The following is a 25,978-nucleotide window of genomic DNA, read 5'->3' on the forward strand; positions in this document are numbered from 1 at the left end:
TTCCAGTAGCGGCCGAGCGTGAAGCGGCCGATGGCCTTGATGTCGAAGCCGGCGGACAGGAGGTTCTGGAAGCGGGCCTCCCGCTCCGGACGGGTGACGCTGCCGGTGAGCTGGCGGATCGCCTTGTCGCCGAGCTGTTCGACCAGCAACTTCGGGGTCTGGGCGACGGCCGGCGGGACGGCGGGGAGCGCCATCAGCGCGGCGACGACGAGGAGGATTCGGGACAGGGGACGAGGGAGCATGGGGGCGGCGCTCCTGGCTTTGGGTCGGGTCCGACGGGTCAGTGCTGGGGCGCGGGCCGTCCATTCCGGACGTCGTTGGCGCGGCGCTGGCGCCACGTCGTCCGGATGAACGAGTAGGGGTCGATCTGGTTCCGCTCGATGTCGTCCAGGGCCTCGATGGTCCGCGAGCGCGTGTCGACGATGTTGAGCCCGAGGCGGGTGTAGCTGAACCAGTCGGCGTCGTTGGCGCGGGCAATGTGGCCCCAGGGATCGATCACGAACGAATCGACGAGGAGGCCGGTCAGGTCGCGCGGGTTCGAAGGTCCGAGCACCGGCAGGATCAGATAGGGCGCGTCGCCGATGCCCCAGGTGCCCAGCGTCTGGCCGAAATCCTCCTGGTGGCGGTAGCGGCCGTAGCCCTTGGCGGCGTCGAAGATGCCGAGCACGCCGACCGTGGTGTTGATGGCGAAGCGCTCGGCCGTCACCTGGGCGCGCTCGATCTCGCCCTGCATCAGGTCGTTGGCGAGGATCACCGGGCCCTGCAGGTTGTCGAGGACGTTGCGGACGCCGTCGCGCACCTCCTCCGGCAGCAGGCCGCGATAGATCATCGCCGCCGGCTTCAGCAGCAGGCCGTCGAGGACGCGGTTGAAATCGTAGACCGCGCGGTTGATCTCCTCGAGCGGATCCTGGTCGGTCGCGTCCTGGGCCAGCGCCGGGGCCGATGCCGCCAGCAGCAGGACGCAGCCGGCCAGCGCCGGGGGCACCAGCAGCGTCCTCGTGGCCGTCCAGGCCCGCAAGATCGCCCGTCTCATCACCTGCATCGTCTCCGCCGACCGTCCGGACGCGCCCCCGCACCGATCGACGGAGCTAACACAAGCTCCGGACCGGCGCCAGCGCGCCCCGCCGCGCCCATGGTGCAATGCCGAAGAACTGTGGCCGATCTGCATGGCGCGGGCGCGCCCGGGTCGGGCCGATGCGCCAGGATGTTGGACAATACATAAAGTCATGTTTATATGTCTCTGCGCGAAAGGTGGGGAATGGAGCATCTCCTGAACGGGTTGCGGGCAGCGGCCGAGCCGACGAGGCTGCGGATCCTGGCGCTCTGCGCGCACGGCGAGCTGACGGTCAGCGAGCTGACGCAGATTCTCGGCCAGAGCCAGCCGCGCGTGTCCCGGCACCTGAAGCTCCTGTGCGAGGCGGGGCTGCTCGATCGCTTCCGGGAAGGCACCTGGGCCTTCTTCCGCCTGGCCGGAGTCGGCGCTGCGGGCGACCTCGCGCGCGTCCTGGTCGACCGCATTCCCGACGACGACGATACGATCGCCCGCGACCTGCAGCGGCTGGCCGCGGTCAAGGCGACGCGGGCCGAGGCGGCCTCCGCCTATTTCCGCGCCAACGCCGCGACCTGGGATCGCGTGCGCTCGCTCTATGTCGACGAGCGCGAGGTCGAGCAGGCGCTGCTCGGCCTGCTGCCCGAGCGCGAGGTGCGCGACCTGCTCGACGTCGGCACCGGCACCGGGCGCATCGTCGAGCTGCTCGGCCGTCGCGGTGTCCGCGCGGTCGGCGTCGACAGCTCGCGCGACATGCTGGGGGTGGCGCGCGCCAATCTCGAGCGCGCCCACCTGCCGCACTGCCAGGTGCGCTTCGCCGACGCCTACCAGCTGCCGATGCCGGCCGCCTCGTTCGACGCCGTCACCATCCATCAGGTGCTGCACTACCTCGACGATCCCGGCGAGGCGCTTGCCGAGGCGGCGCGGGTGCTGCGGCCCGGCGGGCGTCTCGTCGTCGTCGATTTCGCGCCGCACGAGCTCGACCAGCTCCGGGCCGAGCATGCCCATCGCCGCCTCGGCTTCACCGACGCGGAAATGGAGCAGTGGCTGCGGCGGGCCGGCCTCGAGCCCGCGCCGCCGCTGGTTCTGCCGGGCGACCCGCTGACGGTCGTCCTGTGGCCCGCCCGTCGTCCGCGGCCGGAGGCGGCCGCAGGTTCCGTCCACCCGGCGCCCGCCGCCACACGAGGACTGCCCCATTGAGCGCGATGTCGTACCCGCCGCGTGGCCCGGGGGAGGTGCTGCGCGCGCCCAACCCGGTCGAGGTCTCCTTCGAGTTCTTTCCGCCCAAGACGGCGGAGATGGAGGCGCGCCTGTGGGAGACGGTCGAGCGGCTGGCGCCGCTGGCGCCGCGCTTCGTCTCGGTGACCTACGGCGCCGGCGGGACGACGCGCGAGCGCACGCACGCGACGGTCGCCCGCATCCGGCGCGAGACCAAGCTGGAGCCGGCGGCCCATCTGACCTGCGTCGGCGCCACCCGCGAGGAGATCGATGCGGTGGCGCGGCACTACTGGGAGGCCGGCATCCGCCACATCGTCGCGCTTCGCGGCGACCCGCCGGCCGATGCGGGGCGCTATACGCCCCATCCCGGCGGCTACGCCTTCGCCGCCGACCTCGTCGCCGGGCTGAAGCGGGTCGCCGATTTCGAGCTGACGGTCGCCGCCTATCCCGAGACCCATCCGGAGGCGGCGAGCCCGGCCGCCGATCTCGACAACCTGCGGCGCAAGGTCGATGCCGGCGCGATCCGGGCGATCACCCAGTTCTTCTTCGATCCGGCGGTCTTCTTCCGCTTCCGCGACCGCGTGCGGGCGGCCGGCATCACCGTGCCGCTCGTGCCGGGCATCCTGCCCGTCACCAATTTCGCCCAGGTCTGCAAGTTCGCCGCCGCCTGCGGGGCATCGGTGCCGGACTGGCTCGGCGTGCAGTTCGAGGGGCTCGACCGCGACCCCGAGACCCGCCGGCTGGTGGCCGCGACGGTGGCGGCCGAGCAGGTGCGCGCGCTCCAGGCGGGCGGCGTCCGCGAGTTCCACTTCTACACCCTCAATCGTGCCGACCTCAGCTTCGCCATCTGCCACATCCTCGGGGTGCGGCCGCCGGCGCCGGCGGCGGGCGGCGGGGGAACGCCATGACCGACTTCCTGTCGACCCTTTCCGAGACCATCCTGCTCTGCGACGGCGCCATGGGTTCGCGCGTCCAGGCGCTCGACCTCGATACCGACCGCGATTTCGCCGGGCTGGAGAACTGCACCGAGATCCTGAACGACAGCCGGCCCGACGTCGTCCGGCTGATCCATGACGGCTATCTCGCGGCCGGTGCCGACTGCATCCTGACCAACACCTTCGGCGGCTCGCCGCTGACGCTGGCCGAGTTCGGCATCGCCGACCGCGCCTTCGAACTGAACAAGCGGGCGGCCGAGCTGGCGAACGAGGCGATCGGGCCATGGCGTGCCGACGGCCGGCCGCGCTTCGTGCTGGGCTCGATCGGCCCCGGCACGCGGCTGCCCAGCCTCGGCCATGCGCCCTACCAGACGATGGAGGACGCGCTCGCCGTGCAGTGCGCCGGCCTCGTCGCCGGCGGCATCGACGCCTTCCTGATCGAGACCTGCCAGGACCCGCTGCAGATCAAGGCCGCGGTCAACGGCGCCAAGCGGGCGCGGGCCGAGGCCGGACAGGAGCGCCTGCCGATCGTCGTCCAGGTGACGGTCGAGACGACGGGCACGCTCCTCGTCGGCACCGACATCGCGGCCGCCGCCACCATCATCCGCGCCCTCGACGTGCCGGTCATGGGCCTCAACTGCGCCACCGGCCCGCAGGAGATGTCCGAGCACGTCCGCTGGCTGTCCCAGAACTGGCCGGGGCCGATCTCGGTACAGCCCAACGCCGGCCTGCCGGAGCTGGTCGACGGCCGGACGCACTACCCGCTGCGGCCCGACGACCTCGCCAATTGGCTCGGCCGCTTCATCGACGAGGACGGCATCGGCATGGTCGGCGGCTGCTGCGGCACCGGCAACGACCACATCGCCGCCCTCGACCGGATGCTGCGCGACCGCGCCGGCGGCGCCGCCCGGCCGGCACCGGCGAAGCGCTCCGTCCACTGGGTGCCGGCCGTCGCCTCGCTCTACGGCCAGACCCTGCTGCGCCAGGAGAACGCCTTCCTCGCCATCGGCGAGCGCTGCAATGCCAACGGCTCGAAGAAGTTCCGCGAGCTCCAGGAGGCGGGCGACTGGGACGGCTGCGTCGAGATGGGACGCGAGCAGGTGCGGGAAGGCTCGCACGCCCTCGACATCTGCACCGCCTTCGTCGGCCGCGACGAGATGGCGGAGATGACCGAGGTCGTCACCCGCATGCGCGGCGCCGTCAACGCCCCGCTCGTCGTCGATTCGACCGAGACGCCGGTGATCGAGGCCGCCCTCAAGCTCTATGGCGGCAAGGCGATCATCAACTCGATCAACTTCGAGGAGGGGGAGAAGCAGGCGGCCGAGCGGCTGCAGCTCGCCAAGCGCTTCGGCGCGGCGGTGATCGCGCTGACGATCGACGAGGCCGGCATGGCCAAGGACGTCGAGTCCAAGGTCCGCATCGCCCACCGCCTGCACGACTTCGCCCGCGGCTTCGGCCTCGCCTCGTCGGACCTGCTGTTCGACCCGCTGACCTTCACCATCGCGACCGGCAACGAGGACGACCGCAAGCTCGGCCTGTGGACGCTGGAGGGGATCGAGCGCATCGCGCGCGAGCTGCCGGAGTGCCAGATCATCCTCGGCCTCTCCAACATCTCGTTCGGCCTCAACGCCGCGTCGCGGACGGTGCTGAACTCGGTCTTCCTCGACCATGCGCTGAAGCGCGGCATGACCGGCGCCATCGTCCACGCCAGCAAGATCGTGCCGCTGCACAAGATCCCGGAGGAGGAGGTCCGCGTCGCCGAGGACCTGATCTACGACCGGCGGCGCGAGGGTTACGATCCGCTGCAGGCCTTCATCGCCCTCTTCGAGAACCGCAAGGCGTCGCAGGCGGTGAAGAAGGTGCGTTCCGAGAAGGTCGAGGAGCGCCTTGTCCAGCGCATCGTCGACGGCGAGCGGCTGGGGCTGGAGGACGACCTCGCCCTGGCGATGCAGGCCCACAGGCCGCTCGACATCATCAACAACTTCCTGCTCGACGGCATGAAGGTGGTGGGCGAGCTCTTCGGCGCCGGCAAGATGCAGCTTCCCTTCGTGCTGCAGTCGGCCGAGACGATGAAGCGCGCCGTCGCCTGGCTGGAGCCGCACATGGAGCGGGTGGAGGGCCAGGAGAAGGGGACGATCGTGCTCGCCACGGTGAAGGGCGACGTCCACGACATCGGCAAGAACCTCGTCGACATCATCCTCACCAACAACGGCTACAAGGTCGTCAATCTCGGCATCAAGCAGCCGATCGCCAACATCCTGGCGGCGGCGAACGAGCACCGGGCCGACGCCATCGGCATGTCCGGCCTGCTGGTCAAGTCGACCGTGGTGATGCGCGAGAACCTGGAGGAGATGAAGCGCACCGGCGTCGGCGTGCCGGTGCTGCTGGGCGGCGCGGCCCTGACCCGCAAGTATGTCGAGGAGGATTGCACCCAGGTCTATACCGATGGCCGGGTCGCCTATGCCCGCGACGCCTTCGACGGGCTCGACCTCATGAACAAGGTGATGACCGGCAGCTTCGACGGGCATCTCGCGACGGTCGCGGCCAGGCGCCAGGGCCGGCCGACCAACACCCGCCGGGTGCTCGGGCAGGCCGCCGAGCCGCGCGTGCTGCGCCCGGTCGACAGCGAGGAGATCCGGACCCGCCGGGCCGAGCTGCATCGCGACCTGCCGGTGCCGGTGCCCCCCTTCTGGGGACCGCGGACGATCGCCCGGGTGCCGGTGGCGGCGCTGGTGCCGTACCTCAACGAGCGCATGCTCTACCAATTCCACTGGGGCTACCGGAAGGACGGCCGCACGCTGGAGGAGTTCATGGCGTGGTCGCAGAAGGAACTGCGGCCGACGCTGAAGCGGATGCTCGACATCGTCCAGCAGCAGGACATCCTCATCCCGCAGGCCTGCTACGGCTTCTGGCGCTGCGCGGCGGACGGGGATGCGGTGGTGCTGTTCGGCGACGACGGCGAGACCGAGGTCGCGCGCTTCGACCTGCCGCGGCAGAGCCGCGACGGCGGCCTCTGCATCGCCGACTTCTTCCGCGAGCGCGACGCGACGACGCCCGCGACCCGCGACGTCATCGGCCTCCAGGTGGTGACGATCGGCCAGAAGGCGTCCGACGTCGCGCGCCAGTGGTTCGCCGACAACCGCTACCAGGACTATCTCTACCTGCATGGTCTCGGCGTCGAGATGGCCGAGGCGATGGCCGAGTACGTCCACAAGCGCATCCGCGCCGAGCTCGGCTTCGGGCACGAGGACTCGCGGGAGATGGACCGGCTGCTCCAGCAGGGTTACCGCGGCTCGCGCTACTCCTTCGGCTACCCGGCCTGCCCCAACCTGCACGACCAGGCGGCGCTGCTGCGGCTCCTCGGCGCCGAGCAGATCGGCATCACGCTGAGCGAGGAGGACCAGCTCGAACCCGAGCAGAGCACGTCCGCCATCGTCGTCCATCACCCGCAGGCCAAGTATTTCTCGGTCTGACCATGGGACTGCTGCGACACATCGAGGCCGTCAATCGCTGGGACCCCGCCCGCTTCCGTCCGCTCGTCCTGGGCGAGCGGCGGGTCGGCCGCATCCGCCACGACTTCGCGCCGCTGCTGGCCGCCTTCCCCGCGGTCTTCGCGGTCGAGACGGACCGGGTGCGGCTGCGCCCCGACCCGGCCGAACCCGAGGCGCTGACGGCGGCGGTCGCGCTCGCCACCCGCCGGCTCGTCGCCGACGGGGCGATCCCCAACTGGCGCGGCGAGTGGTTCGACGTCGTCGCGGGCGACGACGAGCAGGCGCTCTTCCGCGTCGACCGCGGCGCCCTGCCGCGGCTCGGCATGCGGGCGGCGGGCGTGCATCTCAACGGCTATGTCCGTCGGCCGGACGGCATCCACCTGTGGATCGCGCGCCGGTCGCCCGACAAGAAGCTCGACCCCGACAAGCTCGACAACATGGTGGCGGGCGGGATCGGCGCCGGTCACGGGCCGTGGTCGACGCTCCTCAAGGAGGGGGAGGAGGAGGCGGCGCTGCCCGCCGACCTGCTCGCGCGGGCCCACCCTGCCGGCATCGCGACCTACGTCATGGAGCGCGAGGACGGGCTGCGCGACGACCTTCTCTACCTCTACGACCTCGAGATGCCGGAGGACGTCGTCCCGCGGCCGAACGACGGCGAGATCGCGGACTTCCGGCTGCTGCCGGCGACGGACGTGCTGGCGCTGGTGCGCGACACCGACCGGATCAAGTTCAACGTCAACGTGACGCTCATCGACTTCTTCGTCCGCCACGGCATCCTTCGCCCCGGCGACCCGGACTACGTCGCGATCTGCCGCGGCCTGCGCCGCTGATCCTCAGGCGAAGCCGGCCAGCGCCCGCACCGCCGCCGGCGTCATGCCGGCCGCGCGCATCGCCGCCAGGGTGACGGCGCGGTCGCGCTTGGCGTAGCGCCGGCCGGCGGCGTCGGTGAGCAGCGGGTGGTGGTCCCATTCCGGCTCCGGCAGCCCGAGCAGCGCCTGCAGCAGGCGATGGACGTGCGTCGCCTCGAAGAGGTCGACGCCGCGCGTCACCAGCGTCACCCCCTGGACCGCATCGTCGACGGTGACGGCGAGATGGTAGCTGGTCGGCACGTCCTTGCGGGCGAGCACGACGTCGCCGAGGAGGTCGGGGCGTGCGGTCTGCCGGCCGCGGCGCCGGTCGGTCCAGGCGAGGGGCCCCGTCCGCGCCATGGCGGCCGCGACGTCGAGCCGGATCGCCCAGCTTTCGCCGGCCGCCATGCGCGCCCGCCGTTCGCCCGCCGGCAGGCGGCGGCAGGTGCCCGGGTAGAGCGGCCCCTCGGCCCCGTGCGGGGCGCCGCCCGCGCGCGCGATCTCGGCCTGGATGTCGCGCCGGGTGCAGAAGCAGGGGTAGGTCAGCCCGGCCGCCTCGAGCCGCGCCAGCGCCGCCCCGTAGGTCGCCAGGTGCTGCGACTGGATGCGCACCGGCCCGTCCCAGTCGAGGCCGAGCCACGCCAGGTCCTCCAGGATGCCGGCGGTGAACTCCGGCCGGCAGCGCACCGGGTCGATGTCCTCGATGCGCAGCAGGAACCGGCCGCCCGCGTCGCGCGCCGCCCGCCAGCCGGCGAGCGCCGAATGGGCGTGGCCGAGATGCAGCCGGCCGGTCGGGCTCGGCGCGAATCGGGTGACGACCGGGCGGTCCGGGACAACGGCGCTCACCCTTCCGACATGGCACGTCCGGGGGATTTCCGCTAGGACGGGACCCGAGCGCGCGACGGGCGGAGCCGAGGGGAAGGATCGAAACCGATGATGGAGCTTTCCGGGCCGACGATGGGGCCGGCCGCCGGCGGGCCGGCGCGCGAGATCGTGCTCTTCCTGCACGGGCTCGGCGCCGACGGCAACGACCTGATCGGACTCGCCCCTTATTTCGCGCAGTACCTGCCGCACGCCGCCTTCGCCGCCCCGGATGCCCCCTTTCCCTGCGACATGGCGCCCTACGGCTACCAGTGGTTCAGCCTCCAGGACCGCACGCCGGCGGTGATGCTGGCCGGCATCCAGGCGTCGGCGCCGCTGCTCGACGCCTATGTCGACGGGCTGCTGGAGGAACATGGGCTGACCGAGGCCCGCCTCGCCTTCGTCGGCTTCTCGCAGGGCACGATGATGTCGCTGCACGTCGCCCCGCGCCGGCCGCGCGAGGTCGCCGGCATCGTCGGCTTCTCCGGCGCGCTCCTGGCGGGCGACCGGCTGGCGGCCGAGGCCCGGTCGCGCCCGCCGGTGCTGCTGATCCATGGCGACGCCGACCCGGTGGTGCCGTTCGAGGCGCTGCGCGTCGCCCAGAGCGGTCTCGTGGCGGCCGGCATGCCCGTGCGCGTCGAGCGCCGCCCCGGCCTCGGCCACTCGATCGACGAGCCCGGCATCGGCCAGGCCATCGCCTTCCTCCAGGAGCGGTTCGCCGCCTAGCGCGCCGGCGCCAGATATTGTTTTGTCGCGCCGCCCCGCATCCGTTATCAGTCTGTAACGTGTTGCGTGCTAAGGGGCGCCATGGGGCGGCCGCCGGCCGGCCTGTGGCCCGACAGGGAGGGAAACCGACCCCGTGTCGATCGAGGCGTGTCCTGCACTGGTGCTGAACGCGGACTACCGTCCGCTCAGCTATTACCCGCTGTCGCTCTGGTCCTGGCAGGACGCGGTCAAAGCCGTGTTCCTCGACCGCGTCAACATCGTGTCCGAGTACGACCGGGTCATCCGCTCGCCGAACTTCGAGATGCGGCTGCCGAGCGTGATCTCGCTCAAGGAGTACGTGCAGACCGAGCGGCGGCCCGCCTTCACCCGCTTCAACGTCTTCCTGCGCGACCGCTTCCACTGCCAGTACTGCGGCGAGCCGTTTCCGACCCACGAGCTGACCTTCGACCATGTCGTGCCGCGCTCGCGCGGCGGGCGGACGAACTGGTCGAACGTCGTCACCGCCTGCGGCACCTGCAACCTGCTGAAGGGCGACCGGCTGCCGGTCGAGTGCGGCATGTGGCCCCGGGTCCGGCCGGCGCAGCCGAACACGCATCAGCTGCAGGAGCACGGGCGGTCCTTCCCGCCCAACTATCTGCACGGCAGCTGGCGCGACTTCCTCTACTGGGACAGCGAACTCGACACCGGCTGAGCGGCGGCCGGCATCCGGCCGCGGGGACGCAACGCGGTACCGGCCGGCGACGTTGCTGGAGCGGGGTTCCCGCGCTACATGGGGGCCGCCGTGCGCGGGTTCACCCCGGACGGCCCCTCAGGAGTCGACCCGCCGCCCATGCGCCCGCGCTATCTCGCCCCCGTCCATCGCGAAGGCTGGCCCTTCGTCGCCGGCTTCGCCGTCGTCGCGGCGCTGCTCGCCCTGCTGTGGCAGCCGCTCGGGTGGCTCGGCCTGCTGGCCACCGGGTGGTGCGCCTATTTCTTCCGCGACCCGGCGCGTACCGTCCCCGAGCGTGACGGGCTGGTGGTCAGCCCGGCCGACGGCATGGTGCAGCTCGTCGAGCCGGCGGTGCCGCCGCCCGAGCTCGGCATGGGAGAGCTGGCGCGGCCGCGCGTCAGCATCTTCATGGACGTGCTCGACGTCCATGTGAACCGGATGCCGATCGCGGCGACGGTCGCCAGGGTCGCCTACCGCAAGGGCAAGTTCTTCGACGCCTCGCTCGACAAGGCGAGTCAGGAGAACGAACGCATGGCACTGCGCCTGACGCTCGCCGACGGGCGCGAGATGGCGGTGGTGCAGATCGCCGGGCTGGTCGCCCGCCGCATCCGGTGCTGGGTGCGGCAGGGGGAGTTCCTGCCGACCGGCGAGCGCTTCGGCCTGATCCGGTTCGGCAGCCGGGTCGACGTCTACCTGCCGGACGGGGTGGCGCCGCTCGTCGCCGAGGGCCAGCGCGCGGTCGCCGGCGAGACCGTGCTGGCCGACCTGCTGGCCGTCGAGCCGCCGCGCAAGGGAGTGGTACGATGAAGTTCCGTGGCCGGCTGCGCCGGCGCCAGGCCGGCCGCCTGCGGGCGCTGCCGATCAACCGCCTCATTCCCAACGTCCTGACCATCCTGGCGCTGGCGGCGGGCGTCACCGCGCTCCGCTTCGGGCTCGAGGGGCGCTGGGAGCACGCCATCGGGATGATCATCCTGGCCGCCGTCTTCGACGGGCTGGACGGCCGCATCGCCCGCCTCATCGGCGGCACCTCGGGCTTCGGGGCGCAACTCGACTCGCTGTCCGACGTCATCGCCTTCGGCGTCGTGCCGGGCATGCTCGTCCACCAGTTCGCGATGAAGGGGATCGGCGGCCTCGGCTGGGTGGTGGCGCTGGTCTACATCACCTGCTGCGCGCTGCGCCTCGCGCGCTTCAACACCAAGCTCAACGACCCCGACATGCCGCCCTGGGCCTACAACTACTTCAGCGGCGTGCCGGCGCCAGCCGGCGCCGGGCTGGCCCTGCTGCCGATGATCCTGGCCCAGCAGTTTCCCGACGCGTTCTTCGCCAGCGCCTGGCTCAATGCGGTGTGGCTGCTCACCATCGCCGGGCTGATGATCAGCAGCGTCCCCACCTTCGCCATGAAGAAGATGCGGGTACCGCAGGCGCAGGTACCGTTCGCGCTTCTGGGCGTCGGCGTCGTCGCCGCCGCCGCGGTCAGCGAGCCGTGGCTGACCCTGGCCGCGCTCGCCATCGTCTACGTCGCCTTCATTCCCCTCGGCATCCGCTCCTACGGCCGGCTCGCGGCCGAGGCGGCCCGTCTCAAGGGGGAACGGGACGGGGTGGTGGTCGCCATGCCCGAGGAGCGCGGCGAGGTCGATCGCTAGACCAGTTCCGCCAGCCTCAGGTTGACGAGGCTCTCCGCCGCCTGGCCGACCTGGTCGGGCGACAGGGCCGGGAAGAGGGCGGCCAGCGCCGCGTGGTCGAACTCCTCGGTCGCGGTCAGCGCCCAGCGGGCGACCGGCGCCAGCGCCGGCGGCAGCGGGACCCGGCCGAAGCGGCCCTCGGCGGCGATCCGGCCGCCCTCCTCGACCAGTCGGGTGCCGGCGTCGCGGCGCGGGCGGTAGCGCAAGGGCGCCGCCAGCGCCGCCGCCAGGTCGTAGCGGTCGAAGGCCGGGGCCTGCGCCTGGAGATGCTGCGCCAGCGCCGCCAGGAAGGCCGGGTCGCGCGCCATGGCGGCGAGCCGCTCGGCGACCGGGCCGGACGCCGCCTCCAGGCGCTTGCGGTTCGGCCGCAGCGGCAGGTCCCGCCGCAGCGCCGGGTCGAGGACGCCCTCCTCGGCCAGGAAGCGCAGGAGGTCGACGCCGCTCGGCATCGACACCGCGAAGGTGACGTGGATCGTCGCCTGGGTCGAGGCGAGCGCGTCGTGGAACTGGCCGCGCGGCAGGTAGAGGAGGTCGCCCGGCCGCAGCGTCAGCTCCTGGCGGACTGCGCCCGGCTCGTCCTTGCGGCCCATCGCGGCCGCCGCCTGGATGCTGCGCGGGGTCGGCGCCTCGGCGCGGTTCTCGAAGATGCGCCAGCGCTTCTCGCCGTGGCAGTGGAGCGCGAACACCTCGTGGGTGTCGAAATGCGGGTTGAAGGCCTGCCGGCCCTGGCGGGAGAAGTAGAGATTGGCCTGCACCGGGGCGCCCGTGGCCGCCCGCAGCGCCGCCGCCGTCTCCGCCAGCCCGTCGTTGAGCTCGCCGATGTTGTTGAGGACGAGGGTGGCGCCGCGCCGGATCCAGGCGGTGACGAGCCGCGGCACCGGCCGCATCAGGTCGCGGACCTCGCTGTCGACGGCCGGCCGGCAATATTCCTCGGTGACGACGGCGCGGCCGTCGATCACGAGCTGCAGCGTGCGTGCGGTCCAGATCGAGGTCTGGTTGAGCAGCCGGTCGAGTTCGGCGAGGTCCATGACCCCGGCGGCGCGTTCGGGCGCTCCCGGCAACAGGGCGGCGGCGCGGCCGAAGCACTCGCCGAAGAAGCGCGCTGGGCCGATCGGCGCCAGCAGGGCTTCCAGGCGGCGGGCGAGGCGCGGGTCGGCATCGGTCATGGGGCGGGCTCGCGTCAGCGGTTCACAGGGGCAGGGCGACGCGCGCGCGCAGGCCGCCCTGCGGCGATTCTTCCAGCACGACGTCGCCGCCGTGACCGCGCGCGATGTCGCGGGCGATGGTGAGGCCGAGCCCGACCCCGCCGGTCGCGACGTTGCGCGACGGGTCGAGGCGGTGGAAGGGGCGGAAGGCGCTCTCGCGTTCGGCGGCCGGGATGCCCGGACCGTCGTCGTCGACCAGGATGTCGATCCCGGTCGGGCGGCTGACGGCGCCGATCCAGACGCGGCGGGCGTGGCGGGCGGCATTGCCGACGAGGTTGCCGATGCAGCGCTTGATGGCGTTGGGCCGGACGGCGAGACGCATGCCGGGCGGCACGGCGACCGCGATCTCGACGCCGTCGCGGCGCGCGCCGACGGCGATCTCGTCGAGGAGCTGGCCGAGGTCGCTCTCCACCGGCTGCTCGTCGCCCTCGCCGCGGGTGAAGTCGAGATAGGCCTGGATCATCCGTTCCATCTCGGCGACGTCGCCCAGCAGGTCGGCGGTGTCGGCGCTCTGCGGCAGCAGCGCCAGCCCGAGGCGCATCCGGGTCAGCGGCGTGCGCAGGTCGTGCGAGACCCCGGCCAGCATCGTCGTCCGCTGGTCGATCTGGCGCTGGATGCGCTCGCGCATGACGAGGAAGGCGGCGGCGGCCTGCCGCACCTCGGTCGCGCCCTCCGGCTTGAAGCCCGGGACGTCCCGGCCCTTGCCGAAGCTCTCGGCGGCGGCGGCGAGGCGCCGGATCGGCTTCACCTGGTTGCGCATGAAGAGCGAGGCGACGGCGAAGAGCAGCAGCGAGGAGCCGATCGTCCAGGCGATGATGGCATAGGCGGTGAAGGAGAAGAGCCGCTTCTGCGGCGCCATCAGCTCGAGCACGCCGTTCTCGAGCTGGACCAGGATCTCGACCTGGCGCGGGCGCGATTCGGGATCGATGGCGATCGGCCGGTCGACCCGTTCGCGCAGCGCCGAGAAGAGCTGGCCGGCGATGAAGAAGTCGTCCGGCTCGCGGTCGATCGGCGGCAGCCGCTCGCCCGGTCGCCAGTCGACGCGCAGGTCCATGTGGCGCAGCGCCAGGGCCACGATCTCCGCCCGGTCCGCCGGGGTGGTCGCGCGCTCGTGCAGGTCGACGATGGCGGCGACGTCGCCCGCGATCGCCTGCGCCAGCCGCCGGGCGACGATGTCCCAGTGCCGGTCGTAGAAATACCAGGTGGAGACGATCTGCACGATCACCAGCGGCATGACGATGATGAGCAGCGAGCGCCCGAACAGCGATCGCGGCAGCAGGCGGTGGCGGAGGTCGGTCGCGTCCAAGCCGGTCAGTCCGGGATCAGCACGTAGCCGGTGCCGCGCACCGTCTGCAGGTAGCGCGGGTAGCGCGGGTCGCTCTCGATCTTGCGCCGCAGCCGGGTCATCTGGACGTCGACCGTGCGCACGCTGCCCTGGATGCCGATCGCCTCGGCCAGGTCTTCCCGCGACACCGCCTCGCCCGGCGTGCCGGCCAGGACCCGCAGCAGGCCGGTCTCCGCCTGGGTCAGCCGCACCGGGGCGGCGCCGCGCTTCAGTTCGCCGCGCCGGGGCTCGAAGCGGAAGGGCCCGAACTGGAGGATGACGGCCGTCGCCGGGGCGGCGCGCCGGCGCAGGACCGTGCGCATCCGGAGCAGCAGTTCGCGCGGGTCGAACGGCTTGGCGAGGTAGTCGTCGGCGCCGCTCTCCAGCCCGGCGATGCGGTTGGCCGTCTCGCCCATGGCGGTCAGCAGCAGGATCGGGACGTCGCCCGTCGCCCGCAGCGCGCGGGTGAGGTCGAGTCCGCTCTCGCCCGGCATCATGACGTCGAGGACGAGAAGGTCGAAGTCGATGGCGGCGAGCCGGGCCCGCGCCTCGGCGGCGTCGCCCGCCACCGTCACCCGGAAGCCGTTCTCGGCGAGGTAGCGGCGCAGGAGGTCGCGCAGGCGCTGGTCGTCGTCGACCACCAGGACATGGGGGGCGTCGTCGGCGCCGGCGGCGACGGGGCCGGCGGTGTCGGCCGCGCTCACGCGCCCGGCTCCCGCGGGCGGTCGAACCGGGCCCGGTCCGCCTCGTCGACGATGCCGAGCATGACCCGCCGGAAGCCCTCGACGGCGTCGGCGCCGGCGTTGCGGAAGGCCCGGGCGATGCGATCGCGCTGGTTCTGGGAGAGCTGCCGCTCCAGCTCGACGCCCTTCTCGGTCAGGGTCAGCAGGCGCTGCCGCTTGTCGCGCTCGCCGCGCTGCTGGGTGATGAAGCCCTCGTCGACCAGCTGTCCCAGCACCCGCGACAGGCTCTGCTTGGTGATGCGGAGGATGCCGAGCAGGTCGGAGACCGTCATTCCCGGATGGCGGCCGACGAAATAGATCACCCGGTGGTGGGCGCGCCCGAAGCCGTAGCCGTCCAGGATCTCGTCCGGCCCGCGGGTGAAGTCGCGATAGGCGAAGTAGAGCAGCTCGATGCCCTGGCGCAGTTCCTCCTCGCGCAGGAAGAGCAGGCGGGTCGGCGCTTTTATGTCAGCCATGTTGACTCATTTTCGGCGAAATGTTACGTCCTGTCGCGTCGAGACGACATAATCTTAGCATGTGGAGCCTCCCCCATGGCGATGATCCCCTTCGACGACCGCGACGGCGTCCTCTGGATGGACGGCCGCATGGTGCCCTGGCGCGACGCCAAGGTGCATGTCCTGACGCACGGCCTGCACTATGCCAGCGCCGTCTTCGAGGGCGAACGCGTCTATGGCGGCAACATCTTCGAGAGCGCGGCCCACTCCCGCCGCCTGCACCGCTCGGCCGAGATCCTCGGCTTCCGCGTTCCCTATGCGGTCGAGGAGATCGAGGCGGCCAAGGCGGCGCTGGTCGCCGCCCAGGGGATTGCCGAGGGCTACATCCGGGCCATCGCCTGGCGCGGCAGCGAGATGATGGGGGTGTCGGCGCCGGCGACGCGCATCCACCTCGCCATCGCCGCCTGGGAATGGCCGTCCTACTTCTCGCCCGAGGCGCGGGCGCAGGGCATCCGGGTGACGATGTCGCCGTGGCGCCGCCCGGCGCCGGAGACCGCCCCGGTCGAGAGCAAGGCGGCCGGCCTCTACATGATCTGCACCATGAGCAAGCATGCGGCCGAGGATCAGGGGTTCCATGATGCGCTGATGCTCGACTATCGCGGCTTCCTCGCCGAGGCGACGGGCGCCAATCTCTTCCTCGCCATCGACGGCAAGCTGCACACGCCCAGGCCCGACTGCTTTCTCGACGGCATCACCCGGCGGACGGTGATGCGGCTCGCCCGCGAGCGCCAGATCGAGGTCGTCGAGCGCCACATCGCGCCCGAAGACCTCGCGCGGGCGAGCGAGGTCTTCGTCACCGGCAGTGCCGCGGAACTGACGCCGGTCGGTCGCGTCGACGACCTCACCTTTACCCCCGGTCGCATGAGCCAAGCCCTCTACGACGACTATATGACGCTGGTCCGGGGTACGCCCAGGCCCGCCCTGTCGTAGCCGGCCGGTCAGGCGGGATCGGGGTGGACGTCGACCCCGATCCCGGTCAGCACCGCGAACTGCTGGCTCTGGGTGATCTTCAGGCGGGCGAAGCCGGCGACCAGCGACAGGTCGAGCCCGCCCAGTTCGGCGCCGCGCAGGTCGGCGCCGTCGAGCCGGGCGTCGACCAGCACCGCCTGGGTCAGGTCGCAGTCGCGGAGGTCGGCGTCGCTGAGGTCGGCCGAGGACAGGTCGGCCTCGCGCAGCCGGCTGCCGGCCAGTTCGCAGCCCGGCAGCCGGAGGTCGGCCAGGCTCGCCAGTTCGAGATTGCAGTGGCGGAAGGCCGCCCGCGTCACCACCACCTTGCGCGAGAAGGCATGGGTGAACTCGACCTGGTGGAAGCGCGCGCCGCGCAGGTTGCAGCCGTCCATCTCGACGCCGTGGAGGTCGATGCGGTCGAAATCGGCAAAGGAGAGATCGCACTGGCGGAAGCGGACCTGCCGGGCGTCGCCGAAGGCGAAGCGGCAGCCGAGCGGGTCGCCGCCCGGCGGGCGTTCGACGAGCACGCAGTCCTCGAACTCGGCCTCGCGGAGGTCGGCGCGGCCGAAGCTGCAGCCGTGGAGGCGGCAGCGGCGGAACCGCGCCTCGCGCAGGTCGCTGGCGGTGAAGGCGACGCCCGCGAAGGTGCATTCGGCGAACTCCGCGCCGGGCGCGTCGAGGTCGCCCCAGTCGGCCGCGCCCACCTGGTGCCCGACCAGCGGGCTGCCGGCGGCCAGCGCCTGCCGCAGCGCATCGGCGGTCATCGGCCGTTACTTCTTCACCGCCAGCCTGTCGGTCAGTGCCAGGATCAGGCCCGAGACGACGAAGAGCCCGTGCAGACCGACCATCCAGACGAGTTCGCGATCGGTCACCTTGTCGACGTTCATGAACGTCTTGAGCAGCGAGATCGAGGAGATGGCGACGATGGAGGCGATCAGCTTCAGCTTCAGTCCGCCCGAGTCGAGCTTGCCCATCCATTCCGGCCGGTCCGGGTGGTCCTGGACGTCGATCTTGGAGACGAAGTTCTCGTAGCCGCTGAACACCACCATGAGCACGAGGTTGGCGACCAGCACCAGGTCGACCAGTGTCAGCAGCGCCAGGATGACGTCGCTCTGCGACGCCTCCAGCGTCCTCGGCAGGAAGGCCACGAGTTCCTGGGTGAACTTCACCAGCAGGATCCCGAGGCCGAGGATCAGGCCGACATAGAGCGGGGCCAGCAGCCAGCGGCTCTGGAACACCCAGGATTCGAGGATGCGCTCGGCGCGGTGGCGCGCCGAGCCGGAATCGGCACGGTCGGAAGGGATCGTCATCGGCGCCTATGTGGGGCAGGCGAGGCCCGCCGTCTACCAGCGTTCGGCGGCGAGGTCGTCCTCGGCCTTGGCCTCGACCCAGCGTGCGCCGGCCGGCGTCTCCTCGCGCTTCCAGAACGGCGCCTTGGTCTTCAGCCAGTCCATGAGGAAGCGGCAGGCGTCGAAGGCGGCGTCGCGGTGGGCCGAGGCGGTGACGACCAGCACGATGCGGTCGCCCGGCAGCAGCCGCCCGAAGCGGTGGACGATGCGGACGGCATCGAGCGGCCAGCGCCGGGCCGCTTCGTCGGCGATCGCCCGCAGGGCCTTCTCGGTCATGCCCGGGTAGTGCTCGAGCGTCATCGCCGCGACCGGCTCGCCGCCGCCCTGGTCGCGCACCAGGCCGACGAAGCTGGCGACCCCGCCGATGCCGTGGTCGCCGGCCGAGGCGGCCGCGATGGCGGCGCCGACGTCGAAATCCTCCGCCTGGACGGCGATGGCGATGCGGCAGGCGCCGCCGGCCGGGCCCGCGCTCATCCGCCGGTCACCGGCGGGAAGAGCGCGACCTCGTCGTCCGGCCCGATCGCGGTGTCGAGCCGGGCGAATTCCTGGTTCACCGCGACCCGGATCGGCCGCAGGTCGGCGAAGGCCTCGGCGTAGCCGGGGCCGCGGCCGCGCAGCCATTCGACGAGCCCGGCCACCGTCCGCACCTCGGCCGGCGGCGTCACCGTTTCCTCGGCGAGGCCGGTGCGCTGCCGGAGCCAGGCGAAATAGAGCAGCTTCATCGCATCATCTCGCTGAAGGGCAGGAAATCGACCAGGGTTCCCGCCGGAAGGTCGGTCGCGGCCTCGGCCAGTGCTACCAGCCCGTCGGATTCGATCATCGACGACAGGACGCCGACGCCGTCGCGCGGGAACTTGCGCACGACCGGCAGCCCGTCGGGGGCGGCCTCCAGCCGCGCGCGCAGGTATTCGCGGCGGCCCGGCTTCTTGCGGTAGTCGAAGCCGAGGCAGACGGGGAAGGCCTGCGGCGCCTCCGGCGACGCGCCCATCCGCGCCAGCAGGATCGGCCGCGCCACCGTCAGGAAGGCGACCATCATGGAGACCGGGTTGCCCGGCAGGCCGACGAAGATCGCATCGCCGATGCGCCCCAGCGCCACCGGCCGGCCGGGACGCATGGCAAGGCGCCAGAAGTCGAGCCGGCCCTCGGCCATCACCGCCGCCCGCACATGATCCTCCTCGCCGACCGACATGCCGCCGCTGGTGACGATCAGGTCGTGGCGGACGGCGGCGGCTGCCAGCGCCGGCCGCACCCGGTCGAGCCGGTCCGGCAGGATGCCGAGATCGTCGACCGCGACGCCGAGGCCGGCGAGCAGCGCCGCCAGGATGAAGCGGTTGCTGTCGTAGACCGTGCCCGCCGCGAGCGGCTCGCCCGGCTGGCGGAGTTCGTCGCCGGTGGAGAAGAGCGCGGCCGAGAGGCGGCGCCGGACCGGCACGGCCGGGCGGCCGACGGCCGCCGCCATGCCCAGATCCTGCGGCCGCAGGCGCTGACCGCTCCGCAGCGCGCGCGCGCCGGCCGGCACGTCCTCGCCGGCGCGCCGGCGGTTCGCGCCCGGGGCAATGCCCGGCGGGATGCAGACCCGGCCGTCCTCGACCCGGCAATCCTCCTGCATCAGCACGGTGTCGGTCCCGGCCGGCATGACCGCGCCGGTGAAGACGCGCGCGGCTGCGCCCGGGCGGTGGCCGCGCGCCAGCGGGTGGCCGGCGGCGGCGCGGCCGCCGATCGCGAGCCAGGTGTCGCCCGCCGGTGCGAGGTCGGCGTGCCGCACCGCCCAGCCGTCGACGGCCGAGCAGTCGTGCGGCGGCAGGGCGTGCCCGGCGGCGAGGTCGGCCGCCAGCACCCGGCCGGCGGCGGCGGCCAGCGCCACCGTCTCGACCTCGGCGACGGCGCGGATGCGGGCGGTGGCGAGCCGCGCCGCCTCGGCCACCGTGAGCAGTTCTTCACCGGCGGCGAAGCAGTCCTGCGAGAGCTGGGTCATGGCCGGGCGACCGGGCGCGGCGCCAGCCCGAGATGGGCGACGAGGAAGTCGGCGACGGCCGCGGCGTCGCCGAGCGGCAGCAGCGGCCGGTCCGTCGCCAGGGTCGCGGCGTCGCTGGCGACGGCGACGATCCACGGGTCCTCGGCGGCGAGCAGCGGCTTGCCGAGCGCCGGCCGGTGGACCTCGATCTTCGGCAGGGGCGACCGCTTGAAGCCTTCGACGAGCACGAGGTCGACCGGGCTCATCTTCGCCAGCAGGTCGTCCAGCGGCGGCTCCTCGGCGCCGCGCAGTTCGTGCATCAGCGCCCAGCGCTGGGCGGAGGCGATCAGCACCTCGGTCGCCCCGGCCTCGCGGTGGGTGTGGCTGTCCTTGCCCGGCTGGTCGAGGTCGAAGCGGTGATGGGCGTGCTTCACCGTCGAGACGGTGAGGCCGCGCCGCCGCAGTTCCGGGATCAGGTGCCGGAGGAGCGTCGTCTTGCCGCTGCCGCTCCATCCGGCGAGGCCGAAGGTCTTCATGGGGGCGTTCCCGTGCTGGCGGCCGGGCGCCCGGCGGCCGCTCCGCAGGTCAGCGGGCGCTTCCGGGCGCCGCGGTGCGGTTCTGCGGCTTCTCCGCCGGCGATGCGCCGGGCTGCAGGTGGCGCAACCCGGCATGGAGATAGTCGTAGCCGGTCACGAGCGTCAGTGCGGCAGCGCACCACAGGCCGATCGTGCCGATGGCGACCACCGGCAGGAAGGCCGGGCCGGCCTCGCCGACGAGCAGGAAGCCGATCGCCGTCATCTGGATGGCGGTCTTCCACTTGGCGAGGCGGCTGACCGGCACGCCGACGCGCAGCCCCGCCAGGTATTCGCGCAGCCCCGAGACCAGGATCTCGCGGCACAGGATGACGCAGGCCGCCAGCACCGTCGCGCCGTCGACCCGCTGGAACGAGACGAGCATGAAGAGCGCGGCCGCCACCAGCAGCTTGTCGGCGATCGGGTCGAGGCAGCGCCCCAGTTCCGACTGCTGGTTCTGCCGGCGGGCGACATGGCCGTCGAGCCAGTCGGTCAGGGCCGCCGCGGTGAAGAGCAGGCAGGCGACGTAGCTCGCCCAAGGTCCCTGGAAATAGAAGGTGCCCACCAGGAGCGGGATGACCGCGATCCGGGACAGGGTCAGGAGGTTGGGCAGATTGGTCCACATCCGGTCGTCGCCTCAGGGGCCGTTCCCGTGGAAGAAGTCGTACACCAGCTTTGCTACCGTCCTGCTGATGCCCGGGACCGTCTCCAGGTCGGCCAGTCCCGCCCGTGCCACCGCGCGCGCCGAGCCGAAATGGTGCAGCAGCGCACGCTTGCGCCGCGGGCCGATGCCCGGAACCTCGTCCAGCGGCGACTGTCCCAGGGCCTTGGTGCGCTTGGCCCGGTGGGTGCCGATGGCGAAGCGGTGGGCCTCGTCGCGCAGCCGCTGGAGAAAATACAGCACCGGGTCGCATGGTTCCAGGCTGATCGGCTCCAGTCCCGCCTGCATGCGGTCGGGCGTGAAGAAGCGCTCGCGGCCGGCGTCGCGGTCGGGGCCCTTGGCGATCGCGACCAGCGGCACGTCGCTGACGCCGAGGTCGGCCATGACCGCGCGGGCGGCGCCGAGCTGGCCGGCGCCGCCGTCGATCAGGACGAGGTCGGGCCAGCCGGACCGGGCACGTCCGGCGGCGTCGCCGTCCGTGGTCTCCGCCGGCTCGCCGCCCGCTTCCTCGGCCGCGCGCTCCTCGGCCAGCCGGCCGAAGCGGCGGGTGAAGACCTCGCGCATCATCGCGAAGTCGTCGCCGGCGGCGGCCGGGTCGCGGATCGTGAACTTGCGGTAGGCGCCCTTCACGAACCCTTCCGGCCCGGCGACCACCATGGCGCCGACGGCATTGGTGCCCTGGATGTGGCTGTTGTCGTAGATCTCGATGCGTTCCGGCATGGCGGAGAGGCCGAAGACGCGGGCCACCCCCTCCAGCAGCTGGCGCTGGGTCGCGCTTTCGGCGAGGCGGCGGCCATGCGCCTCGCGGGCGTTGGTGAGGGCGTGCTCGACCAGCTTGCGGCGGTCGCCGCGCTGCGGCGTCGCCAGTTCGACCTTGTGCCCCGCCCGCAGCGCCAGGGCCTCGGCCAGCAGGTCCTGCTCGGGCAGGGCGTGGCTCAGCAGCACCAGGCGCGGCGGCTCCTTGTTCTCGTAGAACTGTCCGACGAAGGCGGCCAGCACCTCCTCGGCCGCGAGCTGGCGGTCGTGGCTCGGGAAATAGGGATGGTTGCCGAGGTTCTGGCCGCTGCGGAAGAAGAAGACCTGGATGCAGGTGTGCCCGCCGGCCTGGTGGGCGGCGATCACGTCCGCCTCGTCGATGCCGGCGACGTTGATGTCCTGGTGGGCCTGGATCTGCGTCAGCGCGCGGATGCGGTCGCGGTAGAGCGCGGCGCTCTCGAAGTCGAGCGCGTCGCTCGCCGCCTGCATCCGCTCGACCAGCGCCTGCTGCACCGCCCGGCTGCGGCCCGAGAGGAACGCCTCGGCGTCGGCCACCTGGGCGGCGTAGGCCTCGGCCGTCACCTTGCCGACGCAAGGGGCGGTGCAGCGCTTGATCTGGTGCTGCAGGCAGGGACGGGTGCGCTGGGCGAAGACCGTGTCGGCGCAGTTGCGGATGAGGAAGGCGCGCTGAAGGGCGACGATCGTGCGGTTGACCGCGCCGGCCGAGGCGAACGGCCCGAAATAGCGCCCCGGCCGGGCGCGCGAGCCGCGATGCTTGGTGATCTGCGGGAAGGGATGGTCGCCGGTCAGCAGGATGTCGGGGAACGACTTGTCGTCGCGCAGCAGGACGTTGAAGCGCGGCCGCAGGCGCTTGATGAGGTTGATCTCGAGCAGCAGCGCCTCGACCTCGGTGTGGGTCGTGACGATCTCGACCGACGCGGTCTCGGCGACCATCCGGCGCAGCCGGGTCGAGAGCTGGTCGACATGGGTGTAGGAGACGACGCGGCGCTTCAGGCTGCGCGCCTTGCCGACGTAGAGCACGTCGCCGCGGGCGTCGAGCATGCGGTAGACGCCGGGCGCGAGCGGCATCGTCCGCAACGCCGTCCGGATCACCTCGGCCCCGGCCGCGATGCGGCCGACGGGCGATCCTTCAACCGTCTCCGATACTTCCGCGACGTCGTCGAGACCGTCGTTCATCATCTCGTCGCCCGCCCCTGCGGACTGTCAGCACGCATAGTTCCCCTTTTCCACGGAACCTGTGGATAAGCATGTGGGGAATCCTGGGTGGAAGCGCGCCCGCGCCTGATTCTCCGAGACCTCCGCACGCCCTGCCCAGATTTTGGGCAATATTTCCAAGTCATTGATTTTGCTGAATGAACAAAAGTGGAGTAGGCCGATCGCCGCAGGATTGGCGGAGATCGCGCACAATGAGGACTTGACTCGCCCGCACTGCCGCGGATTTCGGCCGCCTGTGCACAAAACCCCAGCGGTTGCGCCGCTTCCGGGCCGCGAACGGCGGAACTGCTGAAGGCGGGAAGCGATCGGGACGGTCATTCCTCGATCTCCACCCGGCCGGCCGGCGACCATTGCAGGTGCTGGCCGCCGTCGAGCGCGATCATCTGCCCGGTCATCGACGGCGCCGACAGGATGAAGCGGGCGGCGGCGCAGATCTCCTCGGGCGTGGTGCCGCGGCCGAGCGGCACGCTGCGGCACTGGCGGCGGAACTGCTCGTCGGTCTGGCGCGGGCTGGGCAGGGTCGGCCCCGGGCCGATGCCGTTGACGCGGATGCGCGGCGCCAGCGCCAGCGCCAGCGTCCGGGTCAGCGTCCACAGGGCGCTCTTGCTGACCGTGTAGGAGACGAAATGCGGCGTCAGGCTCCACACCCGCTGGTCGAGCAGGTTGACGACCACGGCCTCGGCCCCGGCGGGCAGCCCGGCCGCCAGCCGCTGCGTCAGCAGGAAGGGCGCGCGCAGGTTGGTTTCCATGTGGGCGTCCCACGAGGCGCGGGTCGCCGTCGCCGCCTCGTCGCGGTCGAAGACCGAGGCGTTGTTGACGAGGCAGCCGACCGGGCCGAGGGCCGCCGCCACCCGCTCGACCAGCCCCTCGACCTCGGCTTCGCGGCTGAGGTCGGCGCCGACCGCCACCGCCCGCCCGCCGCCGTCCCGGATCGCGCTCGCGACCGCCTCGGCCTCGGCGCCCGACCGGTGGTGGTGGACGGCGACGGCGAAGCCCTGGGCGGCGAGGTCGAGCGAGAGGGCGCGGCCGATGCGCCGTCCCCCGCCGGTGACGAGCGCCACCCGCGGCAGCGCCGGCGACAGGCTCATCGCCGCCCGCGGCCGCGCGGCCGGCCCTTCGGCTTGGGTGCGGCCGGCCGCGTCTCCCGCGCCGGGCCGGCGGGGCCGGGGACGTAGGGGCCGGGCGCGACGCCGAGGTCGAGGGCCTCCAGCCGGCGGATTTCGTCGCGCAGGCGGGCGGCCTGCTCGAAATCGAGGTCGGCGGCGGCCTCGCGCATCCGCTTCTCGAGGTCGGCCACGACCATCTGGAGGTTGTGCCCGACCAGCGGCTTGTCCTCGGCCAGCCCGGTCGCCACCGTGACGTGGTCGCGCTCGTAGACGCTGTCCATGATGTCGGCGATGCCGCGCCGCACGCTCTCGGGCGTGATGCCGTGGGCGGCGTTGTAGGCGCGCTGCTTCTCGCGCCGGCGCTGCGTCTCGCCGATGGCGTAGGCCATCGATTCGGTGATCTTGTCGGCATAGAGGATGGCGCGCCCCTCGACATGGCGGGCGGCGCGCCCGATCGTCTGCACCAGCGAGGTGCGCGAGCGCAGGTAGCCCTCCTTGTCGGCATCGAGGATGGCGACCAGCGCGCATTCCGGGATGTCCAGCCCCTCGCGCAGCAGGTTGATGCCGATCAGCACGTCGAAGGCGCCGAGCCGGAGGTCGCGGATGATCTCGATGCGCTCCAGCGTCTCGACGTCGGAATGGACGTAGCGGCAGCGGATGCCGGCCTCGTGCATGTATTCGGTCAGCGCCTCGGCCATCTTCTTGGTCAGGGTGGTGACCAGCACGCGGTGGCCCCGGGCGGCGCAGTCCCGGCACTCGGCCAGCAGATCGTCGACCTGGTTCTCGGTCGGGCGGATGATGGTCTCGGGGTCGATCAGCCCGGTCGGCCGGACCACCTGCTCGACGAAGACGCCGCCGGTCCGCTCCATCTCCCACGGCCCGGGGGTCGCCGACACGAACACCGTCTGCGGCCGCATCGCTTCCCACTCCTCGAACTTGAGCGGCCGGTTGTCGATGCAGGAGGGCAGGCGGAAGCCGTATTCGGCGAGGATCGACTTGCGGGCATAGTCGCCGCGGAACATGCCGCCGATCTGCGGCACCGTGACGTGGCTCTCGTCGAGGATCAGCAGCGAGTCGGCGGGCAGGTACTCGAAGAGCGTCGGCGGCGGCTCCCCGGGCGCCCGCCCGGTCAGGTAGCGGGAATAGTTCTCGATGCCGGCGCAGCTGCCGGTCGCCGCGATCATCTCCATGTCGAAGGTGGTGCGCTGCTCCAGCCGCTGCGCCTCCAGCAGCTTGCCGGCGGCGTAGAGCTCGTCGAGCCGGAGCTTGAGGTCGCGCTTGATCTGCTCGACCGCCTGGAGGAGCGTCGGCTTGGGCGTGACGTAGTGGCTGTTGGCGTAGACCTTGATCTGCTGCAGCGTCGCCACCTTGTCCCCGGTCAGCGGGTCGACCTCGTGGATCGCCTCGATCTCGTCGCCGAACATGGTCACCCGCCAGGCGCGGTCCTCGTAGTGGGCGGGGAAGAGCTCGACCGTGTCGCCGCGGACGCGGAAGGCGCCGCGGACGAAGCCGAGGTCGTTGCGCCGGTACTGCAGTTCGACGAGGCGGGCGAGGAGCTGGGTGCGGTTGATGGTCTGGCCCGTCTTCAGGGTCAGCGTCATCGTCTGGTAGGTCTCGGGCGAGCCGATGCCGTAGATGCAGGAGACCGAGGCGACGATGACGACGTCGCGGCGCTCGAAGAGCGCGCGGGTCGCCGAGTGACGCATCCGGTCGATCTGCTCGTTGATCGAGGACTCTTTCTCGACATAGGTGTCCGTCCGCGGCACGTAGGCCTCGGGCTGGTAGTAGTCGTAGTAGGAGACGAAATACTCGACGGCGTTGTCCGGGAAGAACGACTTCATCTCGCCGTAGAGCTGGGCCGCCAGCGTCTTGTTCGGCGCCAGCACCAGCGTCGGCCGCTGGATGTGCTGGATGACGTGGGCCATGGTGAAGGTCTTTCCCGACCCGGTGACGCCGAGCAGGACCTGGTCGCGCTCGCCGGCGCCGAGTCCCTCGACGAGGGCGGCGATCGCGGCCGGCTGGTCGCCGGCCGGGGCGAAGTCCGACTGGATGCGGAACGGCACCGCGGCATCGGCCACCGGCCGTTCGAGACGATCGATCAGCATGCCGCAG

At 72.0% G+C, this 25,978-nt stretch carries 25 protein-coding genes and 1 pseudogene; 9 read left to right on the top strand and 17 right to left on the bottom strand.

What is annotated here, in order from left to right:
• Together ACE3Q3_RS01480 and ACE3Q3_RS01485 are read right to left on the bottom strand one after the other, a co-directional pair.
• Positions 1-242 (bottom strand): annotated as a pseudogene (locus tag ACE3Q3_RS01480) (ABC transporter substrate-binding protein); the annotation flags it as partial.
• Positions 243-280: 38 nt separating this feature from the next.
• A complete protein-coding gene (locus tag ACE3Q3_RS01485) occupies positions 281-1,033 on the bottom strand; it encodes a VacJ family lipoprotein (RefSeq protein WP_374440715.1) in 753 nt (250 codons plus the stop codon).
• A 225-nt stretch (positions 1,034-1,258) separates the two neighbouring features.
• Between ACE3Q3_RS01485 and ACE3Q3_RS01490 the strand changes: the two genes are divergently transcribed.
• The 4 genes from ACE3Q3_RS01490 to ACE3Q3_RS01505 are packed head-to-tail and all read left to right on the top strand — an operon-like array spanning position 1,259 to position 7,522.
• Positions 1,259-2,248: an ArsR/SmtB family transcription factor gene (locus tag ACE3Q3_RS01490; protein WP_374440717.1), complete on the top strand. Its 990-nt coding sequence runs from the start codon at positions 1,259-1,261 to the stop codon at positions 2,246-2,248.
• A gap of 5 nt (positions 2,249-2,253) precedes the next feature.
• Complete coding sequence (gene metF / locus ACE3Q3_RS01495) at positions 2,254-3,174, top strand: methylenetetrahydrofolate reductase (RefSeq protein WP_374440922.1); 921 nt, start codon at positions 2,254-2,256, stop codon at positions 3,172-3,174.
• Positions 3,171-6,674 carry a methionine synthase gene (gene metH / locus ACE3Q3_RS01500; protein ID WP_374440719.1) on the top strand — a complete coding sequence of 1,168 codons (3,504 nt, stop codon included), beginning with the start codon at positions 3,171-3,173 and terminating at the stop codon, positions 6,672-6,674. The genes metF and metH overlap by 4 nt, the downstream gene beginning before the upstream one ends.
• A gap of 2 nt (positions 6,675-6,676) precedes the next feature.
• The gene (locus tag ACE3Q3_RS01505) at positions 6,677-7,522 is read left to right on the top strand and encodes a DUF4743 domain-containing protein (protein WP_374440723.1); all 846 of its coding nucleotides are present in this window, start codon (positions 6,677-6,679) and stop codon (positions 7,520-7,522) included.
• Between the two features lie 3 nt (positions 7,523-7,525).
• Here ACE3Q3_RS01505 and gluQRS read toward each other — a convergent pair whose 3' ends face one another.
• Positions 7,526-8,386 carry a tRNA glutamyl-Q(34) synthetase GluQRS gene (gene gluQRS, locus ACE3Q3_RS01510; protein WP_374440726.1) on the bottom strand — a complete coding sequence of 287 codons (861 nt, stop codon included), beginning with the start codon at positions 8,384-8,386 and terminating at the stop codon, positions 7,526-7,528.
• Positions 8,387-8,473: 87 nt separating this feature from the next.
• Here gluQRS and ACE3Q3_RS01515 point away from each other — a divergent pair, with 87 nt between their 5' ends.
• From ACE3Q3_RS01515 to ACE3Q3_RS01530, 4 genes are all read left to right on the top strand, one after another.
• Positions 8,474-9,127, top strand: coding sequence for an alpha/beta hydrolase (locus tag ACE3Q3_RS01515; RefSeq protein WP_374440728.1), 654 nt, complete (start codon positions 8,474-8,476; stop codon positions 9,125-9,127).
• Positions 9,128-9,260: 133 nt separating this feature from the next.
• Complete coding sequence (locus ACE3Q3_RS01520) at positions 9,261-9,818, top strand: HNH endonuclease (RefSeq protein WP_374440731.1); 558 nt, start codon at positions 9,261-9,263, stop codon at positions 9,816-9,818.
• Between the two features lie 138 nt (positions 9,819-9,956).
• Positions 9,957-10,643: a phosphatidylserine decarboxylase gene (locus ACE3Q3_RS01525; protein WP_374440734.1), complete on the top strand. Its 687-nt coding sequence runs from the start codon at positions 9,957-9,959 to the stop codon at positions 10,641-10,643.
• On the top strand, positions 10,640-11,479 hold the full coding sequence (locus ACE3Q3_RS01530) for a phosphatidylcholine/phosphatidylserine synthase (RefSeq protein ID WP_374440736.1): 840 nt from the start codon (positions 10,640-10,642) through the stop codon (positions 11,477-11,479). Before ACE3Q3_RS01525 ends, ACE3Q3_RS01530 begins: the two co-directional genes overlap by 4 nt.
• On the opposite strand, the gene ACE3Q3_RS01535 is transcribed toward ACE3Q3_RS01530, so the two are convergent.
• From ACE3Q3_RS01535 to ACE3Q3_RS01550, 4 genes are read right to left on the bottom strand one after another with little or no spacing between them, the layout of a single operon-like run.
• The gene (locus tag ACE3Q3_RS01535; RefSeq protein ID WP_374440738.1) at positions 11,476-12,684 is read right to left on the bottom strand and encodes a JmjC domain-containing protein; all 1,209 of its coding nucleotides are present in this window, start codon (positions 12,682-12,684) and stop codon (positions 11,476-11,478) included. The two genes, ACE3Q3_RS01530 and ACE3Q3_RS01535, sit on opposite strands and share 4 nt — an antisense overlap.
• A gap of 22 nt (positions 12,685-12,706) precedes the next feature.
• The gene (locus ACE3Q3_RS01540; RefSeq protein ID WP_374440743.1) at positions 12,707-14,029 is read right to left on the bottom strand and encodes an ATP-binding protein; all 1,323 of its coding nucleotides are present in this window, start codon (positions 14,027-14,029) and stop codon (positions 12,707-12,709) included.
• Between the two features lie 5 nt (positions 14,030-14,034).
• Positions 14,035-14,751, bottom strand: coding sequence for a response regulator (locus ACE3Q3_RS01545; RefSeq protein ID WP_374440746.1), 717 nt, complete (start codon positions 14,749-14,751; stop codon positions 14,035-14,037).
• On the bottom strand, positions 14,748-15,245 hold the full coding sequence (locus ACE3Q3_RS01550; RefSeq protein ID WP_374440749.1) for a MarR family winged helix-turn-helix transcriptional regulator: 498 nt from the start codon (positions 15,243-15,245) through the stop codon (positions 14,748-14,750). The genes ACE3Q3_RS01545 and ACE3Q3_RS01550 overlap by 4 nt, the downstream gene beginning before the upstream one ends.
• Positions 15,246-15,320: 75 nt before the next feature.
• Between ACE3Q3_RS01550 and ACE3Q3_RS01555 the strand changes: the two genes are divergently transcribed.
• A complete protein-coding gene (locus ACE3Q3_RS01555; RefSeq protein WP_374440751.1) occupies positions 15,321-16,214 on the top strand; it encodes a branched-chain amino acid aminotransferase in 894 nt (297 codons plus the stop codon).
• An 8-nt stretch (positions 16,215-16,222) separates the two neighbouring features.
• Here ACE3Q3_RS01555 and ACE3Q3_RS01560 read toward each other — a convergent pair whose 3' ends face one another.
• The 10 genes from ACE3Q3_RS01560 to uvrB all read right to left on the bottom strand — a co-directional run bounded on the left by ACE3Q3_RS01560 (position 16,223) and on the right by uvrB (position 25,971).
• Positions 16,223-16,996, bottom strand: a complete 774-nt coding sequence (locus tag ACE3Q3_RS01560; RefSeq protein ID WP_374440754.1) for a pentapeptide repeat-containing protein — start codon at positions 16,994-16,996, stop codon at positions 16,223-16,225.
• A gap of 6 nt (positions 16,997-17,002) precedes the next feature.
• Positions 17,003-17,542, bottom strand: coding sequence for a TIGR00645 family protein (locus ACE3Q3_RS01565; RefSeq protein ID WP_374440757.1), 540 nt, complete (start codon positions 17,540-17,542; stop codon positions 17,003-17,005).
• A 33-nt stretch (positions 17,543-17,575) separates the two neighbouring features.
• On the bottom strand, positions 17,576-18,055 hold the full coding sequence (locus ACE3Q3_RS01570) for a molybdenum cofactor biosynthesis protein MoaE (RefSeq protein ID WP_374440759.1): 480 nt from the start codon (positions 18,053-18,055) through the stop codon (positions 17,576-17,578).
• On the bottom strand, positions 18,052-18,303 hold the full coding sequence (gene moaD, locus ACE3Q3_RS01575; RefSeq protein ID WP_374440762.1) for a molybdopterin converting factor subunit 1: 252 nt from the start codon (positions 18,301-18,303) through the stop codon (positions 18,052-18,054). The genes ACE3Q3_RS01570 and moaD overlap by 4 nt, the downstream gene beginning before the upstream one ends.
• Entirely contained in the window at positions 18,300-19,556 is a 1,257-nt protein-coding gene (gene glp, locus ACE3Q3_RS01580) for a gephyrin-like molybdotransferase Glp (protein WP_374440765.1), read from the bottom strand. The genes moaD and glp overlap by 4 nt, the downstream gene beginning before the upstream one ends.
• Positions 19,553-20,071, bottom strand: a complete 519-nt coding sequence (mobB, locus tag ACE3Q3_RS01585; RefSeq protein ID WP_374440768.1) for a molybdopterin-guanine dinucleotide biosynthesis protein B — start codon at positions 20,069-20,071, stop codon at positions 19,553-19,555. The genes glp and mobB overlap by 4 nt, the downstream gene beginning before the upstream one ends.
• Positions 20,072-20,120: 49 nt before the next feature.
• Complete coding sequence (pgsA, locus tag ACE3Q3_RS01590) at positions 20,121-20,732, bottom strand: CDP-diacylglycerol--glycerol-3-phosphate 3-phosphatidyltransferase (RefSeq protein ID WP_374440770.1); 612 nt, start codon at positions 20,730-20,732, stop codon at positions 20,121-20,123.
• 12 nt (positions 20,733-20,744) lie between these two features.
• Complete coding sequence (uvrC, locus tag ACE3Q3_RS01595) at positions 20,745-22,724, bottom strand: excinuclease ABC subunit UvrC (RefSeq protein ID WP_374440772.1); 1,980 nt, start codon at positions 22,722-22,724, stop codon at positions 20,745-20,747.
• Between the two features lie 350 nt (positions 22,725-23,074).
• On the bottom strand, positions 23,075-23,848 hold the full coding sequence (locus ACE3Q3_RS01600; RefSeq protein WP_374440775.1) for an SDR family oxidoreductase: 774 nt from the start codon (positions 23,846-23,848) through the stop codon (positions 23,075-23,077).
• Positions 23,845-25,971 (bottom strand): excinuclease ABC subunit UvrB, encoded by a 2,127-nt coding sequence (uvrB, locus tag ACE3Q3_RS01605; protein ID WP_374440778.1) that lies wholly within the window; start codon positions 25,969-25,971, stop codon positions 23,845-23,847. The genes ACE3Q3_RS01600 and uvrB overlap by 4 nt, the downstream gene beginning before the upstream one ends.
• Positions 25,972-25,978 lie beyond the last annotated feature (7 nt).

The organism is Allostella sp. (genome assembly GCF_041913585.1).
Classification (GTDB): Bacteria; Pseudomonadota; Alphaproteobacteria; order ATCC43930; family Allostellaceae; genus Allostella.